The organism is Ekhidna sp. (genome assembly GCF_965227465.1).
Lineage (GTDB): Bacteria > Bacteroidota > Bacteroidia > Cytophagales > Cyclobacteriaceae > Ekhidna.
Genome location: NZ_OZ245746.1, coordinates 3,482,107 through 3,499,412 on the forward strand (window position 1 = coordinate 3,482,107; position 17,306 = coordinate 3,499,412).

A 17,306-nucleotide genomic window follows, 5' to 3' on the forward strand; every position below is an offset into this window, starting at 1 on the left:
TTGAAATCAGACAGCTTTTGCTACTTCTTTGTATTGCATCTGATGGAGTTGTGCGTAGAATCCATCCTTTTCAAGAAGTTGATCATGATTGCCTCGTTCCACAATCTCACCCTTATCCATAACCAAAATCTGCTTCGCATTCTGAATGGTGGATAATCGATGCGCAATAACAATTGAGGTTCTGCCATGCATCATTTTCTGAATCGCTGTTTGAATCAGCTCCTCCGTTTCCGTATCAACGGATGAAGTAGCTTCATCCAACACAATGATCTTCGGATCATACACCATCGCCCTTACAAATGAGATCAACTGACGCTGACCAACTGAAAGTGTAGCGCCTCGCTCCATCACATTGTAATCAAAACCACCCGGTAGTTTTTCAATGAAAGAAAGTGCTCCTACCATCTCGGCAGCTTCTCTTACTTTTTCTCTGGAAATGTCCGGATTACGTAAAGTAATGTTGTTGTAAATCGAGTCAGAGAAAAGAAAAACATCCTGAAGCACCACTGCAATGTGATCGCGCAGATTATCAAGATCGTATTCTCGTACATCTGTGCCATCTACATAAATGTTTCCTTTATTTATCTCATAAAACCTGCTCAGCAGATTAATCACAGAAGATTTTCCGGCTCCTGTTGCGCCAACCAAAGCAATCATTTCTCCCTGATCCACATCAAAGGAAATGTCTTTCAGCACGTAATCTTCTTCTACATAGGCAAACCAAACTTTATCAAATTTCACTTTACCGTTGACATGGTCCGGTGCAAAGTCCCCATTGTCCTGAATGTGATCATTGTTATCCAGCAAATCGAGAATACGATTGGAAGATACAATCCCCATTTGAAGGGTATTAAAACGATCGGCAATCATCCGTATCGGGCGGAAAAACATTTGTAAGTACAGAATGAATGCGATGAGCATTCCAAATTCCATATTGCCTTGCAACATCTGTCCACCGCCGTACCAGACAATCAGTCCAATCCCTGCTGCCTGTATCACCTCCGCAACCGGGAAATAAGTGGCGTAATAAAGAACCGACCGGATGTTGGCTTTCCGGTGCTCTTTATTGATTTCCTTAAACTTTTCAAACTCGCGCTTTTCACTGTTGAAGATCTGCACAATGTTCATCCCCGTGATGTGCTCTTGTACAAATGAATTCAGGTTAGAGACGGCCGCTCTTACTTCTTTAAATGCCACTTTTACCTTCTCTTTGAAGATGTAGGTCGCAAAAAGCAGGATGGGTAACAATGACAAACTCACCAGCGTCAATGACCAGTCCATCCAAAACATGAAACCGAGGATCACCAGCAATTGCATTACATCGGCTATGATACCGGCGATACCCGTACTAAACACCTCCGCCAGTGTTTCAATATCAGAAATATTTCGTGTTACGAGTCTGCCAATGGGCGTCTTATCAAAAAATGAAAGCTTAAGGCTTTGGATGTGGCGATATAATTTGATTCGAATATCCTTGATGATGTTCTGTCCCAGCCACCCGGAATAATAGGTGTGCAGGTATTGTACGATTGCCTGAATCACCAACAACCCAACTAAAAGCATGATCATGTTGACCAGCCCGGGATAATCTCCTTTAGCCACGTTGTTGTCTATCGCTTGCTGGATAAGCAAGGGGCGAAGTGGGCCGGCGATGCTGAGTGCGATGGTCAGGAAAACCAAAAAGTAGAACACGCCGATATACGGCTTGGCAAAGGCAAAAAGCCTCCTCAAAACGTTCAAGTCTACAATATTTCCGGCTGCCTTTTCTTTTTCCAATGTATTAGTCTAGATAAATATCTGATGGGTAAATGACTTCTTGTAAGAACAAACCTTCTGCAGGGACTGCCCTACCCGCTCTGCTTCTGTCGTCGCTCTCAAGGATTAACTTCAATTCCGCTATGGAAGTTTTGGTTAACCCAACATCTATCAACGTTCCTACTATTGCACGTACCATCCCCCTTAAGAAACGATTAGCTGAAATTTCAAACAAATGATTTGGTCCTTCCTGAATCCATTTTGCTTGAAAAATATCACAATTGAAGTTATTCACCTCGGTATGAACCTTGCTGAAGCACTCAAAGTTCTTCCAGTTCTTAATTATTTCACACCCTTCATTGATCAGGTCCACATTCAGCACGGGATTAAAGTAGTAGGACGTGACTACTCGAAAAGGGTCTTTTGCCTGGTGCAGGTGGTAGTGATATTTCCTGGAGGTAGCTTCAAACCTGGCGCTGACATCATTCTTTACCGGCCGAATTGCATTGATGGCTATGTCCTGATTCAAAAAAGAATTCAACTTAAAAACCAATTTCCTGGGATCAATTTCTTCAGCATCAAAATGTGCAATCTGTTGCCTGGCATGAACACCGGTATCTGTTCGCCCACTCCCCAGGATGGAAATTTTTGATTTGAGAATCGTTGAAAGTGCCTTCTCAATCTCCTCCTGCACAGTTACCCCATTAGGTTGAATCTGCCAACCATTGAAATGAGTGCCTCGGTATGTAATGTCCATGAAATACCTCACAGCGACAAATTTGCGTTCATTCCTTCACATTGAAACATAAAACGTCTCATATTTGCCCAACCAAACCAGAATTAATATGCTACAACGAGTACAGACCATCTTCATGACAATCGCAGCACTTGCGATGGTACTGATGTTATTCTTCCCCATTTGGGAAAAATCCGACAGTAACTATGAAGCAGAAAAAAGAGAGTATGCCATCATGGATGCTTTTTACCTGAAATACAAGCAAATAGATTCAGATGCACAAGAAGCTCTTCTGGGCACACAGATTACATTTCCAATTGCCGGAGGTGCTATTCTGGCCGCTCTGGTTATGTTGTTCTCTGTTACCCGATACAAAAACCGAATGACACAGGTAAAGTTAAATGCGCTATTCTCATTGATTACCGCAGGCGTATTGGTGGGTACGTACGTATATATCAGCAAGGCCAATCAGCTATTTGATCCAGAGGTGCAGGGCACGTTTCTGGTTGGGTTCTATTTGCCAATAGTGGCCATGCTTAACAACTTCCTGGCGAACCGATTCATCCGAAAAGACGAGCAGCTGGTGAAGAGTGCTGATCGGATAAGGTAAGTCATGCAGCTACATCCTCTATCACAAAAAGAAAAAGAGAGGAATATCTTCGATCATTTTATTAAGATACTTAATCTAAAAGCAGAAAACTTACAGCAACCAGATCCTCCAGATATTGTTGCAGATATATACAATAGAAAAATTGGAATTGAAATTACTGAAATCTATCCTGACAGTATAGGTGCAAAACGTGGATCAAAGCGAGCTAAAAATGAACTCACAAGAGAAAAAATTCTTGAGTTAACTATTACAGAAGTTCAAAAAAAAATAAAATGGCCATTTGATTTAATTGTCTTATTTCAGCGAAATGAGATTTCAGATCATGATGTAAAAAACCTGCCTAAAATAATTTCAGAAATAATAATTGAAATCTTAAAAGATGTAACTCCAACAGAAGATTGGAAGAAATTTGAATACTTTAATCAAGATCAGAATATAAATCTTAACCATTTTTCAATACTCGTTAACAAACATATAATTAAGCACACATTCAGCCCAATAGCACTTGACTGGATTCCTAATCTTAAATCAGATATCATACGAGATGCCATAAAAAGGAAAGAAGGCAAACTAGATAGATATAAAAATAATTCTGATGAAGTATGGCTAATCCTGTGTGAACTTGGGGGTATTGCTTCTTCATTTGCAAGTGTGTCTGAAGCAACAAAGGAAAAGTTTAACTCCGTATTTGATAGAATCTACCTTTTTAGATATCAATACAAGAAAGTTATTCAATTGAATTGCTAAAATGCCCTGCCAACCTGTCAGTTTTACTTCTCTGGAATAGTATTTGAGTTTAGGGGGTCTGAGTAACAACAAAAATTGTAATCAGACAATGGCAGAGAAAGGTACAATCTCAATACACACGGAAAATATATTTCCGATCATTAAAAAATTCCTCTATTCCGATCACGAGATCTTTCTTCGTGAATTGGTATCCAACGCGGTAGATGCGTCACAAAAAATAAAGCAGCTGGCCTCACTTGGTGAATACACTGGTGAGCTAGGTGATCTGACTGTCGAAGTGTCATTCGATGAGAAGAAAAAAACCATCACCATTTCTGATAATGGTATTGGTATGACGGCTGATGAAATCAAAAAATACATCAACCAGATTGCATTCTCCGGAGCTACCGAGTTTGTAGAAAAGTACAAAGACAAAGCAGACAACCAACAGATCATCGGTCACTTTGGGCTTGGATTCTACTCGGCATTTATGGTGGCTAAAAAAGTAGAAATCAATACGCTATCTCATCAGGAAGGTGCTGAGTCAGCTAAATGGATCTGTTCCGGCGAAACCGATTTTGAGATCAAGAAAGGAACACGCAAAAAGCGTGGAACAGATATCATCCTGCACATTGCGGATGATTCGGAGGAATTCCTGAATGAGCACAGATTGCAAGGCATTCTGGATAAATATTCTAAGTTCTTACCAATCCCAATCAAGTTTGGTCAAAAAGAAGAGCAGGTTGAAGACGGCAAAGACAAGGATGACAAGCCAAAATACAAAACGGTCAAGAAAGACAATATCATCAATGATACCGATCCAATCTGGACCAAGTCGCCAAGCGACCTGAAAGATCAGGATTACCTGGATTTTTACAAGACGCTCTATCCATTCAGCGAAGAGCCGCTTTTCTGGATTCACCTGAATGTGGATTACCCTTTCAATCTTACCGGGGTTCTTTACTTCCCTAAACTGAAAAAGGATTTTGATCTGCAGAAGAATAAAATCCAACTCTACTCTCGTCAGGTGTTTATCACCGATGAGGTAAAAGATATCGTACCAGAGTTCTTGCAGCTCCTACACGGGGTAATTGATTCTCCGGATATTCCATTAAATGTATCCAGAAGCTACTTGCAGTCAGATTCGAATGTGAAGAAGATCAACGGGTACATCACCAAGAAAGTGGCAGATAAGCTTGCGGAACTTTTCAAAAATGATCGCAAGAGTTATGAGGAGAAGTGGGAAGACATTGGAGTCTTTGTAAAGTACGGTATGATCTCCGAGGAGAAGTTTGATGAGAAGGCGAAAGACTTCACGCTCGTGAAAAACATGGAGGAGAAACACTTCACTATTGAGGAGTATAAGAAACACATTGAGCCCAATCAGACCAACAAAGATGGAAATGTGGTAGCACTATACACCACAAACAGAGACAAGCAGCATGGTTATATCGACACGGCTCAGAAACGCAGCTATGATGTGATTGAATTGACCGGTCCAATTGATCCTCACTTCATCAATCACCTGGAGCAGAAGAATGAAAAATTCCAGCTGCAGCGCGTAGATGCCGATGTGATCGACAAGTTGATAGATAAAGATGAGAAGAAGGAATCTGTGCTTTCTGAAAAAGAGCAGGAAAGCTTAAAAGAGATCTTCGATAAGGCAATTAATGATAAAAACAACAGTGTCACTGTGCAGCCAATGGCTACCGATGATCTGCCTGTCACTATCACGCTTCCTGAATTTATCAGAAGAATGAAAGACATGCAGGCAACCGGTGGTGGACCAATGATGTTTGGCGACATGCCAATGACATTATCCGTAGCTGTAAATGCTAATCATGCGATGACGAAAAAAATTCTTGAAGCGGACTCTGATGAGGCAAAGCAAAAGCTTGCAAAGCAAGCGTATGACCTTGCACTCTTATCCCAAGGCATGCTTCAAGGCAAAGACCTGACAGACTTTGTGAACCGAAGCGTTGAGCTGAGTTTGGCATAAGTTTTTGTACTGACAAAATCATTTTAAAACCCACTCTTTTGAGTGGGTTTTTCTGTGTTATTACCACCCATCAAACCATACTTTTTTCTCCCTATTCATTTGGTTAGATTAGTCACTCTAAAAATCTAAGAAATGAAGAAGCACCTCACCTTACTTTTAACCATTTTGTCTTTTTGGTCATTTGCACAGGTAGATATGACTTACTATCTACCGGAAGGCTTATCGTACAACCCGGACATACCTACTCCGAAGGAAGTTTTGGGGTATCATCCCGGAGAATGGCACGTGAGCCATGACCAACTGCTCTACTACATGCGAGAAGTGTCAGCCGCTTCTGACCGTATGGTCATGCAGGAGATTGCACGAACCTATGAAGGTCGCCCTTTGGTTCAACTGACGGTCTCCAGCCCGGCAAACCTTGCAAACCTTGATCAAATTAAAGCCGATCATAAAAAATTAACGGACCCTTCTTCCTCAGCGTCTCTAAATACAGAAGACATGCCTATTGTTATGTGGCTTGGATACTCAGTCCACGGTAATGAAGCCAGCGGATCTAACGCATCTTTATTGACCGCATACTATCTGGCCGCAGCAATTGGTCCTGAGATAGATGAAATGCTTGAAAATTCGATTATCATAATCGATCCTTCATTCAATCCGGACGGCCTTCATCGCTTTTCTACATGGGTAAACATGCACCGATCGCATGTCATCAATCCGGATCCTAATGACCGAGAATATGATGAAGTATGGCCCGGAGGAAGAACCAATCATTACTGGTTTGACCTTAACAGAGACTGGTTGCCGTTGCAGCACCCTGAATCAAGGGGCCGTATCACGAGGTTCCATGAATGGAAACCAAACATCCTCACAGACCATCACGAGATGGGTACCAATTCCACATTCTTCTTCCAACCAGGTATTCCGGCTAGGAAATTTCCGTGGACACCAGATAAGAACGTAGATCTTACACACAAAATGGCAGCATTCCACGCCAAGTATTTGGACAACATAGGATCTCTGTATTACAGCGAAGAGAGCTTTGATGATTTCTACATCGGGAAGGGATCTACCTATCCTGATGTGAATGGCAGTGTTGGAATCTTATTCGAACAAGCCAGCTCCAGAGGGCACGCCCAGGAGAATGACTATGGTATTCTTACATTCCCTATGGCAGTAAGAAATCATTTCACAGCCTCTCTTTCAACCATGGCTTCTGGAATTGCACACAGAAAAGAATTTTTAGATTACCAACGAGATTTCTATAATGGAGCTTCCAGTCTGGCAGCTAAAGACCCTGTAAAAGCCTATGTTTTTGGATCCGCAAAAGATCCATACAGAAACTATGAGTTAGCTAAAATGCTCATCCAACATGAGATAGATGTTTATCCATTAAACAGGAATGTCAGTAAAAGTGGAAAGACATTTGAAGCAAACGGTGCGTATGTGGTGCCAATGAGTCAAGACCAATACCGTTTGGCAAAAGCGATATTTGAAACGCGTACTTCTTTTAATGATAGCCTGTTTTACGATGTGTCCACCTGGACTATGCCATTGGCTTTTAATCTTCCTTATGCCGAGCTTGGCAGTAAAGATCTAAGCGGAATCAGCTTCGACGAACCTCTCGAATATGTAAGTATGCCTAAAGGTGAATTAATGGGTGACAAGGGAGCCTATGCATATGCCATCGAACCGTATGGATACTTGTCATTCAAATCGATCAATCGATTGTTAAGCAAAAAAGTAGTGGTTCAGATGTTGAATGAAACCCACACTGACGGCAACAAGACCTATCCAAGAGGCACTATGATTATACCAGTCGGTGTACAAGAGCATAAGCGCGCCTGGATTGAACAAACCATTGATAAAATCAACAAAGAGGATGGGATTAATGTCTACGCCTTAACCACCGGTCTGGCAAAGTCTGGCGTGGATCTGGGAAGCCGAAGTAACACCACCATGAAAGAACCAAAAATTGCGGTATTGGTAGAAGGCGGGGTAAGCAGTTATGAAGCCGGTGAAGTATGGCACCTATTGGATCAGCGATATAAAATGAAAGTAACCTTACTTCCAGTGGATAGGTTGGGACGTGATTTATCCAGATACAACCGAATCATTATACCAAACATGTGGGGATCGGTGAGTGATTCGCAGAAGAAAAATCTTAAAGAATGGATCTCTCAAGGTGGAGTAGTAATTGCTTGGAAAAATGGAGGTAAGTGGTTATCAGATGCAGAAATCACCGGTGTTAAATACGCTTCCGGTAGCGATGATGAAGACGAAAAGAAGCCAGCTTTCAAGGCATATGAAAATCTAGATGAAGAGCGAGGAGCACAAGTAACAGGTGGCTCCATATTCGAAGCTCTTGTAGATCTCACACATCCGCTTGCGTACGGTATGGAAAGTGATCGAATGGCACTCTTTAGAAACCACAATCTGGTGATGGAGAAGTCTAAGAATGTATATGCTAACCCACTTGTGTATACTGAAAATCCACTTCTCTCAGGTTATGTATCGGAAGAAAACCTGGCTAAGTTTAAAAATTCTCCTGCCGTGACCGTTTCCAATGTAGGACGAGGAAAAGTAATTACCTTGGCAGATAATCCAAACTTCAGAGCATTTTGGTATGGAACCAATAAAATCTTTATCAATGCGTTGTTTTTTGGTGAAGCAATTAGTCGTGGTGCTGGAGAATAAAAAAAGAAATACTGGATGAGAATTCAGATCAAAATAATATGTACAGCTAGCCTCATTTTAATGGGGCTTTCTGCATTTTCTCAAGAAGGCGAGTCACTTGATGAGTTATTCAAGGTTGATTATGAGACTCCTTTGACTTTAGACTTAGCCGCTGAGGAAGGTGAGGAAGCCGGAATCGAGCCGGTAAAGCAGAAGAAAAAAAAGAAAAAGCGGAACGTATTTTTTGGGATAAAAACCCGTAAATCTTTCGCCAGAACAATCCGAGGGAATGATGTGATTTATGAAATCTTCAACGTACTAAAAGAGTATGAAGGTCCACCGGAATATGCCTCCGACTTTTATTGGTATGACTACAAAAAAAAGAAAGTCATGAACTCATTGCGTATTGATAAAAGAAACGCAGGAGTTTTACACGGGCCTTACAAAAAAATGCTTGGGGAGCAGGTCATCGAAGAAGGCTGGTATTATAAAGGCCTTAAACATCGCAGGTGGGTGAGGTTCAATCGTCATGATATTTTGCAAGACAAATCTTATTGGTGGAAGGGCTGGCCGCAAGAATCCAAACTAGCCTACTATGACTTTAAAAAAACCCGGCTAAAAGAAGTCATTCCTGTTCATTACGGAGAACGCGACGGTGAGTATTGGGCGTTTCACCCTGATGGCTCAGTAGCCGTTCGGGGAAATTATAAGTTTGGCCATAAAGTCAGTCTCTGGAGAGAATACTATGATGGAGGGAGGGTCAAACGTGAGGTGGTATATCCTGAAGATCCTTTCGATTTTAAATTCAATCCGTATATCGCAAAAGAGTGGGATAGTAAAGGAACCCTGATTTACGATCGAAGCAAATTTCTGAAAGGAAGGAATTAGAGTTTTAATTCCATCTGAACATTGCAGCGAGCGTATGGTGAGCAATACCCTTCCGTATCCTTAAAGCCTAACTTTTTATATAAACTGATAGCAGGTTGTAGTACACTGTTTGTTTCCAGGTATATCTGGTCTGCTCCTAGTTCTTTTGCTTTTTCAATAGTTGCAAGGCCTATCTCCCACCCGATTTTTTTGCCTCTGGCTTCAGGTGATACAGCCATTTTAGCCAATTCAAAAGTCTTGTCCTTCATTTTGACTAGAGCACAGGTTCCGACGGGTTGACCATTCATTTCAGCGATTAAAATTGCTCCCCCCTTGTCCAGGATGTAACCCTGTGGATCTCCCAGCATGTTTCTATCTGAGTCCTCCATTTCAAAATACTGATTGATCCATGCTTCATTTAGCTCCTTAAAAGCAGTTGCATGGCTGGGCAGGTAGTTTACTATTTCGATCATCGTTGGTAGCTATAGAAAAGTCCGAAAACCATAACTATAACCGCTAATACGGCAATTTTAATTCCCAGGGTGAAAAAAAGAATCAAAAAAACACTCACCCACCATATCGGAAAAGCAATTAAACCTATGGTAAACTTTAGGGTTGCATGGAAGACAACATCGTCCACTTTTTGTATAAAATGACGAATTAGTAAGAAAGGAATTGGGTTTAAAAATTTTGCAATCCAGTGTCCTTTTGAAGGTTTCACGTCTACATCCTCATCAGAAAGTTCAATGGATTTTAGGTCTTGAAAAGTGAATGCCTCGTGCTTTTGCTGAAAGGTGAATCTTTTTCTAAGCTCGTAATCATCAGTTTCGTCTTGAATAATCAACGTTTCTTTCATTCCATCACTAATCGCATCTCTCATTTCAATGAGCCCCTTCGTGCTGTTTCTTTCGTATTGATCGAGGTAGTTTTTTACTGAGAATGGTTTACCAAATTTTATCAACACCGTCGACTTGGGCTCTCGATGTGACCAGAAATTTAACCCTACAGGTAATACCATCAGCTCCTCATCTAATTGCTTTTGTGACTGTAAGGCCAGTCGCGCTGCTCCTTTTGTTAAGGGTCTCAGATAGTATTCTTTTCCATGATTGCCTTCTGCAAAGATTAATACAGAACCCTTCTGCCTAAATATCTCCTGGCAAGAACCAAAGATGCCATCATTCAATGACAGCTTAGCATACCCATCCCTGATTCGATAGATCGGAAGCATATTGAATAACTTTAGAATAGGTTTGGTCCAGCTGGTAAAAACGTCTGACCGGGTTAAGTAATGCAAGGGGATCTGGATAAACGAACCCACTAAAAGGGGATCTAACAAAGCATTCTGATGGTTGGGGGTGACAATGAGTGGCGTATTTCTTGGAACATTTTCCAATCCTTCTACTTTTATTTTATAGTAGAAAAGTCGCAGCATGAACCTCATAAAACCTCTGAAGCATGCGTAGAAGAATGTCATATTAAACGAGCTCTTCGGTGTTTATCAACGTCAGCTTTACCTTATCAATTCGATTCTCCTCCATGGTGAAAATTGTAATGATAAAAGGAGGAATTTCGATCACTTCATTCACTTCCGGAATGTCCTCATGATAAGCAAAAATTAACCCTCCCAAGGTATCATATTCTCCTTCAGGTAGTGATAGTTTATATTCATCATTGAGATAATCGATTTCGTGTCTGGCGCTGAAAATAAAATTATGCTCATCCAGCTTTTGTTCGGTTAGGTACTCATCATCATGTTCATCTCTGATCTCTCCAAAAATTTCCTCTATGACATCCTCGATACTCACCAATCCCGATGTTCCTCCGTACTCATCAACAACTAACGCCAGACTTTTTCTGTCAGTGATGAACTGAATGAGAAGCTCATTAGCCAACATGGTTTCCGGCACAATCGGTATCTCGGTAAGAATAGTCTTGATGTCCTCAGGTTTCTTGAAAAGTTCAAGTACATGACAATACCCAATGACTTCATCAATTGAATCTTTATATACCAAAATTTTCGAATGCCCACTTTCCACAAAGTGCTTTTTTAATTCATCAATTGGGTCATTAACATCCACCGCAACAATTTCCGTTCGAGGGATCATACACTCCCGAACCTTAATGGTCTTAAACTCAATGGCATTATTGAAGATCTTAGCATCTATTTCTGCCTCCTCTTCATCCTTGATATTCAGGATATTATTCTTGATGTAATTATTAAGATCTGTTAGACCGAATACCGGCTTCTCATCAGAAAGTTTATACCCAGCAGCCCAGATAAATCCTGCTGAGACTTTCACCACTAGAAAAACAATGGGATGCATTAAGAAATAAACGATACCCATAGGTATTGCAAACAAGCTGAGGGAGAAATCAGGATTTATTAAGAATAAACTTTTTGGAAGAAATTCAGCGGTCAATAAGACGATAGCTGTAGAAATGACGGATTGGATAATTAATACAACTACGCCGGTAGCCAAAGAGGCCGGCAAAAATGAAATAACAATTGGCTCAAGTAAGCCTGCCATATAGATACCATAAAGCACCAGAGCTATATTGTTTCCTACCAACATGGTAGCAAGAAATTGAGATTGATTGCTCGTAAATAGAGCAAGTATTCTCCCGGTAAAGGTGCCCTTCTTTTTAAGTACCTCAATATGTAGCTTATCAGCTGAAACAAACGCTATTTCCATTCCGGAAAAAAACGCTGAGAACAATAAACTTAGAAGTATGATCAAATAGGGGAGCGGATCATCCATGCTTGCGCTTCTTTTTCTTTTGTTTTTGCGAAGGTTTTAACGCTTCCTTTTCTCGGGATTGCCTTTGGCCTTTCCGATATCCATATAAAAATAAGAGGGCCAGACTAAACATAAAAATCCAATAGGACTCAGAAAACCCTATTACTATCGCCTGATCCACTCCAATTATGAAGGTACAGAATATCAATACAAATAAAATGATATCAAATAATTTCATTAATTACTGTTTCCAGGGTTCAGGGGAACGTCTCGTTGATTGGGTCGATTAGGATCATCCTCTAGTGTAAATGTACCACTAGGCTTTAAAATCCTATATTCAGTAAAATCCTGATTTGACTCCATTCCTTCGCCCGTGTGGACTTCATCTTCAGACTTAATGGTCACGAATTTCTCCGTGTAGAATTTTTCTTCTGACTGATTCCAGAATAATTCCTCCGTATTTAATTCATCATTTTTAATATTGCTTCTGACAATGACATTCCCTTCTGCATGATAGATCTTGTCAGCCTCAGTGTAAAATACGTAGTTAGCTGAAAAATAGCTCGTAACTTTTCCTCTGCTGTTATACCATTTGATTTTAAAACCACTGGGCCATTCACGATCACCATTTTCAAAATTGTTTTGAAGCGCTGTTTCCAGTTGCATAACCACAATGCCGGAATCACTCATTTGAGTAATTGCGCTATCCATGGAGGATAAGGGACCTTCATATAGAGGAGCGTCTATCAGGTCCTTTCGTTGATTACACGCAAGTAATAAAACCCAAAGGGTCAAAATGAAAAAACGACCCGGAAATAACTTCCAGGTCGTATCAATTTTTCTTGTGGTCTTGATATTAATTAGCTGGTCTTCTTTCAAGTGCAACTGTCACGTTGATCCAACAACCTATTGTAATGGACTCACCCTCTTCTTTTCCTTCGTTAAAAATGTCCTCAATTGAAGGGAATTGGGCTTTAGCAGCTGCCATCGATGCGCTATTTCCAGCTTTTCGATATTCGTTATATGCAGCTATAAAAACAGCTCTATCCTGTACCTGGCTTTGTTCTTTTTTACAATCATCAAAACTAGTCATGTAAAGGTCTCCAATCAACTTAAATGCGTCTTTATACGAGGGATCGAATGATAGAGCCCGTCTTGCGCTATTTCTTGCAGTTGACTTCTGACCGTTTTTCATCTGGATTCGAGCAATATTAATATACATCTCAGCCTTTTCTGAGTTATCGTCTGTTAGACCTGCAGCTTCCTGAAAGTATTCGATGGCTTTTGCGTCATTTCCATCTTGACCATTTTTCTGAGCCAAAAATTTAGCAACTCCATAAGTAGGCTCATCACTCTGAATAATTCCTGCAGCCTTTAACGCTAGCGGGCTGTCCAGACATTTTCCTTTCAACATTAGCCTGAATATTTGTTTAGCCATATTGACATCATCTCCTGACTCCAGCTTTGGACCAAGTTTTTCTTCAACAAAATCACAGCTAATCTCAACCTTTGTCGCAGTTAAAAGTCTGTCAACCAAATCTGATGAGTTATCGATTTTTTTACGCTCAGACTCACTGGCATTCTTTCTTTGCTCCGCAAGCGCTTCAGATATTTCTGAGTATGTATCGATTACTATTTCATCAGTCAATCTTTTATAGAGATAGTTTTTATAAACCATATCCATGTAAGCAACTAAAGAACCTCTTCTAAGATCAGCTCCATTTAATTCATAGGCTTTCTTAAAATATTCATAAACATTGAAATACTGATCCTTTTCTTTCTTATAGAAACTGTATCCATAGATTGCCTTTCTTTCCTGAATATCAGATTCATCCTCAGGGTAGTACTTAATTCTTGTATCGAAAAGCTCCAAGCCCTTTTGGATATACTCATCCTTCTTTGCAGGATCTTTCTCCTTCTTGGCGAGGGATTCATATATGTCTATACCATTGATATAGATAGAAGGGTTTAGGTCAGGGGTGTTTTCCAGCAACCACTTTAATGGTTCAAGAGCGGCCTTATAGTTTTTGGCTTTCTTGGCATCTGTGTACAATACATTTTTTTCTTTTGCAATGTCCACTTGCTCTCCCCAGTTCCATCCGTTTTGAGCGCTTGCCCCTATAGCTAGAGATAGAAAAAAAGCTGCTCCGAGTATTTTAGTAATCGTCTTCATAACTCACATTTTGCTAGTCATACTTTCTTTTAATGAACCACCTGTCATTGATGGTTGCTCCTATAACAACCTTATAATAGGTTTCCTTAATTAATCCGTTAGTCGTTTCTCCAAGCTGTCCCCATTTAAATGCCAGGTCCAAACTTGAATAGCCACTTACTGGTAAAGAGGCACCAAAATTAATACCAAAATCAGTAAGTGCCTGATTATTTACGATGTATGGAAGTTTATGATAGTTTAAACCCCCAGAATACTTGACACGCTTCCAATAGGAATTGACGTTATCAAAGTCGGGAGTAAGCTCTCCTCCCAGTGATATTTTTAATGAATTATTGTATAATGTGTTGCCACTTCCTGCGTTTCCCCAAGCTTGTGCTTCCATATCCATCCCAATCATATAATGATTCAATTTTTGATAGGAAACCCCTATACCATAAGTTCTAGGCAAATCAAATGTGATATCTGTCGAGCCCACTTCAATGGTTTCCAGCTCAGATCCTGAACTAGACAATCTAATCAAGGACAACTCAGAGGTACCATTTAATGGACTTCTCGGTGAGAATGTAGCTCCAAAATTCACAAATGACTTTTCAGTTAAAGTATGTCGATAACCAATACCAAATAAAAAGTTTACATCCGAGTATGCCTCCAGTTCTTCATAAGTAACATTGCTTGTTGGCAAGTCTTCACCCCCGATAGATATCGTTGATGTCTTCAGAATCGAGCCGAACGTATAATTCGTTCTAACACCAACAAGAAGCTTATCCATTATTTTAAATCCATTTGACCAATAGAAATTAGTCAGTCCACCCTCACCTCTATTATCCGAAATTTGATTGACTGTGCCACCGGATCCAGCTACTTCACCTTCAGAAAAGGTATTGTAACTAACTGAGCTGTATGGCAAAATTCCAAACGAAGAAGACCATTTGCCTGGTAAAATCGGGAATGCATAGCCTAGAAATCTCAACCCTCCTTCTGTAGCCTCTCCTGAGAGGTCTTCGCCGGAAAACTGTCTCCTATCCACAACAATTCCGAGTTGGAAAGTACTAAAAGTGTTGTAAATGAGATTTGCAGGATTTTGCGTATTGATGTGCCAGATGGTTGGAGAACCTATGCCTACCTCCCCATTTCCAACATTGTTGGGCATGCCTTGATGATTAAGACTGCCCAGTCCTTGAAACGAGTAAATTGACTGTGATTGAACGAGATGCCCAATCAGCAAAACACAGACAAGTCCAATAAAAATCCTTTTCATTAATGATACTTCCAAATTCGGTATAGCCCTTTCTGCACAATTTTTGAGCCTGCAAAGATGTGTGCTTTTAGTTTGGATTCAAAGAAATGTGCATCACCACCGGTGATAATGGTGTTAAGACTTGTGAAATCTTTACTTAATGTCCTTACAACGCCATTTATTTCGTTTAAAATTCCCCCCAAGCTGCCACTGTAAAGACATTCCTTCGTAGACTTACCTAATACGTTAAAGTTGATTTCTCCAAACTCAGATGAAATATCCGGAAGTTTATCTGTGAATTTAGCCATAGCAGTCATGCGCATTTTTAGCCCAGGAGAAATAATTCCTCCCCTAAACACCGCCGACTTATCAACTAAATCTATGGTCATACATGTACCCAGATCAACAATGAGATTATTGTTTTTGGGGAATAGTTCGTTTGCGCCAACTGCTGCCGCAATCCTATCCGGCCCCAACGTTTCCGGTGTTTCATAATCCAGTGTAATTGGCATGGGTGAGTTATATGAAAGTAGCTTTACATCCCTGCTCCCGAATACCTTTAAATCAATGTTTGTGACAGATGAAATCATCAAAGGAATTTGATCATAAGAATTAGCTAATTCCAGGAGGTTATCCAACTTTTGGGTTTCTCCAAATTCACCTTGTATTACTTCGGTAATTTTGATTGAGCTGTTACCTATATCAACTAATATTACTTCTATTTCTTTCACAATAGCGCAAAGGAAATGAAAAAAAACTCCTATCAAGTCATTGGAGCTATGGCAGGATCATCCATGGATGGATTAGATATTGCCTGCATTGAGTTTTACAAAAACGAAACCTGGGGGTTTCGCTTGATAGATGGGAACACGTTTCCATATAATGAAGAAATAAAAATCAGGTTGACTGAATCTCCCAACGAATCAAAAACTACTCAAAACAAATTGGATGATGATTTTGGTATTTGGATAGCCGAACAAATAAACAATTTCAAGGAAAATTGTGATCACATCGACCTAATTGCTATACATGGTCATACAGTAATTCATAAACCAAACGAAGGAATAAGTTGGCAATTGGGTAATGGGGAAATAATTGCTGAAAAATGTAAGACTTTGACGATCACTGATTTCAGATCTGAGGACATTAGGCTCGGAGGTCAAGGAGCTCCACTGGTACCGTTTGGAGATTTTACTCTGTTCGAAAAATATGATGCGTGCATTAATCTTGGTGGAATCTCAAACATTTCACTAAAAGCCTCGCAAACAGCATGGGATATTTGCCCATGTAATCAAGTACTAAATTTTTTCGCTAAAAAACTGGGATGTCCTTTTGATGAAGGTGGGGAGCTTGGAAGAAAAGGAGCATTTAATCAAGAATTCTACAATCGACTTTCTGCATATGATTTTTTTTTAAAATCGCCACCAAAATCTTTGCCCAATCAGTATTTTGAACAAGAACACCTGAATCAAATAGATCCATATGATGGATTGCATACCTACTGCCATTTCATCGCGAAGCAAATTGCTTCCAACATTTCTCAATCGGAGAATTTAAAAATATTGATAACCGGAGGAGGAGCACACAACACATTTCTAATAGAGCAGATTAAATCAGAGATTAACAACTGCGCTATCACTATACCCGATGAAAAAATTATTGAATTTAAAGAAGCAATTATTTTCGGTTTTTTGGGAATGAAAAAGTTAAGAGGAGAGCCGAATATATTGTCTTCTGTAACTGGAGCATCTAAAGACTCATCTTCCGGTGTGATTCATCTTCCGTAATG

General features: G+C 40.2%; 16 protein-coding genes. 6 read left to right on the top strand and 10 right to left on the bottom strand.

The annotated features are described in order from the left end of the window. Positions 1–6 precede the first annotated feature (6 nt). Positions 7–1,776: an ABC transporter ATP-binding protein gene (locus tag ACO05G_RS15475; protein WP_421763556.1), complete on the bottom strand. Its 1,770-nt coding sequence runs from the start codon at positions 1,774–1,776 to the stop codon at positions 7–9. A 4-nt stretch (positions 1,777–1,780) separates the two neighbouring features. After that, entirely contained in the window at positions 1,781–2,524 is a 744-nt protein-coding gene (gene truA, locus ACO05G_RS15480) for a tRNA pseudouridine(38-40) synthase TruA (protein WP_421763557.1), read from the bottom strand. Positions 2,525–2,600: 76 nt separating this feature from the next. On the opposite strand from truA, the gene ACO05G_RS15485 reads away from it, so the two are divergent. From ACO05G_RS15485 to ACO05G_RS15505, 5 genes are all read left to right on the top strand, one after another. Continuing rightward, positions 2,601–3,101 (top strand): DUF4293 domain-containing protein, encoded by a 501-nt coding sequence (locus tag ACO05G_RS15485; protein WP_421763558.1) that lies wholly within the window; start codon positions 2,601–2,603, stop codon positions 3,099–3,101. A 3-nt stretch (positions 3,102–3,104) separates the two neighbouring features. Continuing rightward, complete coding sequence (locus tag ACO05G_RS15490) at positions 3,105–3,848, top strand: hypothetical protein (protein ID WP_421763559.1); 744 nt, start codon at positions 3,105–3,107, stop codon at positions 3,846–3,848. A gap of 88 nt (positions 3,849–3,936) precedes the next feature. Next, complete coding sequence (gene htpG / locus ACO05G_RS15495) at positions 3,937–5,826, top strand: molecular chaperone HtpG (RefSeq protein WP_421763560.1); 1,890 nt, start codon at positions 3,937–3,939, stop codon at positions 5,824–5,826. Between the two features lie 132 nt (positions 5,827–5,958). Continuing rightward, positions 5,959–8,523: a M14 family metallopeptidase gene (locus ACO05G_RS15500; RefSeq protein ID WP_421763561.1), complete on the top strand. Its 2,565-nt coding sequence runs from the start codon at positions 5,959–5,961 to the stop codon at positions 8,521–8,523. Between the two features lie 15 nt (positions 8,524–8,538). Continuing rightward, a complete protein-coding gene (locus ACO05G_RS15505; RefSeq protein WP_421763562.1) occupies positions 8,539–9,390 on the top strand; it encodes a toxin-antitoxin system YwqK family antitoxin in 852 nt (283 codons plus the stop codon). On the opposite strand, the gene ACO05G_RS15510 is transcribed toward ACO05G_RS15505, so the two are convergent. Genes ACO05G_RS15510 through ACO05G_RS15545 form a run of 8 tightly spaced genes read right to left on the bottom strand, consistent with a single transcriptional unit; the run spans position 9,387 to position 16,248 of the window. After that, positions 9,387–9,842 carry a GNAT family N-acetyltransferase gene (locus ACO05G_RS15510; RefSeq protein ID WP_348281721.1) on the bottom strand — a complete coding sequence of 152 codons (456 nt, stop codon included), beginning with the start codon at positions 9,840–9,842 and terminating at the stop codon, positions 9,387–9,389. The two genes, ACO05G_RS15505 and ACO05G_RS15510, sit on opposite strands and share 4 nt — an antisense overlap. Continuing rightward, complete coding sequence (locus tag ACO05G_RS15515; RefSeq protein ID WP_421763563.1) at positions 9,839–10,801, bottom strand: 1-acyl-sn-glycerol-3-phosphate acyltransferase; 963 nt, start codon at positions 10,799–10,801, stop codon at positions 9,839–9,841. Before ACO05G_RS15515 ends, ACO05G_RS15510 begins: the two co-directional genes overlap by 4 nt. 43 nt (positions 10,802–10,844) lie before the next feature. Then, positions 10,845–12,128, bottom strand: coding sequence for a hemolysin family protein (locus ACO05G_RS15520; RefSeq protein ID WP_421763564.1), 1,284 nt, complete (start codon positions 12,126–12,128; stop codon positions 10,845–10,847). Further along, on the bottom strand, positions 12,121–12,345 hold the full coding sequence (locus ACO05G_RS15525) for a hypothetical protein (RefSeq protein WP_348281718.1): 225 nt from the start codon (positions 12,343–12,345) through the stop codon (positions 12,121–12,123). Before ACO05G_RS15525 ends, ACO05G_RS15520 begins: the two co-directional genes overlap by 8 nt. Continuing rightward, complete coding sequence (gene lptC / locus ACO05G_RS15530) at positions 12,345–12,986, bottom strand: LPS export ABC transporter periplasmic protein LptC (protein ID WP_421763565.1); 642 nt, start codon at positions 12,984–12,986, stop codon at positions 12,345–12,347. The genes ACO05G_RS15525 and lptC overlap by 1 nt, the downstream gene beginning before the upstream one ends. Continuing rightward, positions 12,964–14,280: a tetratricopeptide repeat protein gene (locus tag ACO05G_RS15535; RefSeq protein WP_421763566.1), complete on the bottom strand. Its 1,317-nt coding sequence runs from the start codon at positions 14,278–14,280 to the stop codon at positions 12,964–12,966. Before ACO05G_RS15535 ends, lptC begins: the two co-directional genes overlap by 23 nt. Before the next feature lie 13 nt (positions 14,281–14,293). Next, complete coding sequence (locus ACO05G_RS15540; protein ID WP_421763567.1) at positions 14,294–15,538, bottom strand: hypothetical protein; 1,245 nt, start codon at positions 15,536–15,538, stop codon at positions 14,294–14,296. Beyond that, the gene (locus tag ACO05G_RS15545; RefSeq protein ID WP_421763568.1) at positions 15,538–16,248 is read right to left on the bottom strand and encodes a type III pantothenate kinase; all 711 of its coding nucleotides are present in this window, start codon (positions 16,246–16,248) and stop codon (positions 15,538–15,540) included. The genes ACO05G_RS15540 and ACO05G_RS15545 overlap by 1 nt, the downstream gene beginning before the upstream one ends. A 15-nt stretch (positions 16,249–16,263) precedes the next feature. Between ACO05G_RS15545 and ACO05G_RS15550 the strand changes: the two genes are divergently transcribed. Then, positions 16,264–17,304, top strand: coding sequence for an anhydro-N-acetylmuramic acid kinase (locus ACO05G_RS15550; RefSeq protein ID WP_421763569.1), 1,041 nt, complete (start codon positions 16,264–16,266; stop codon positions 17,302–17,304). Positions 17,305–17,306: the final 2 nt, after the last annotated feature.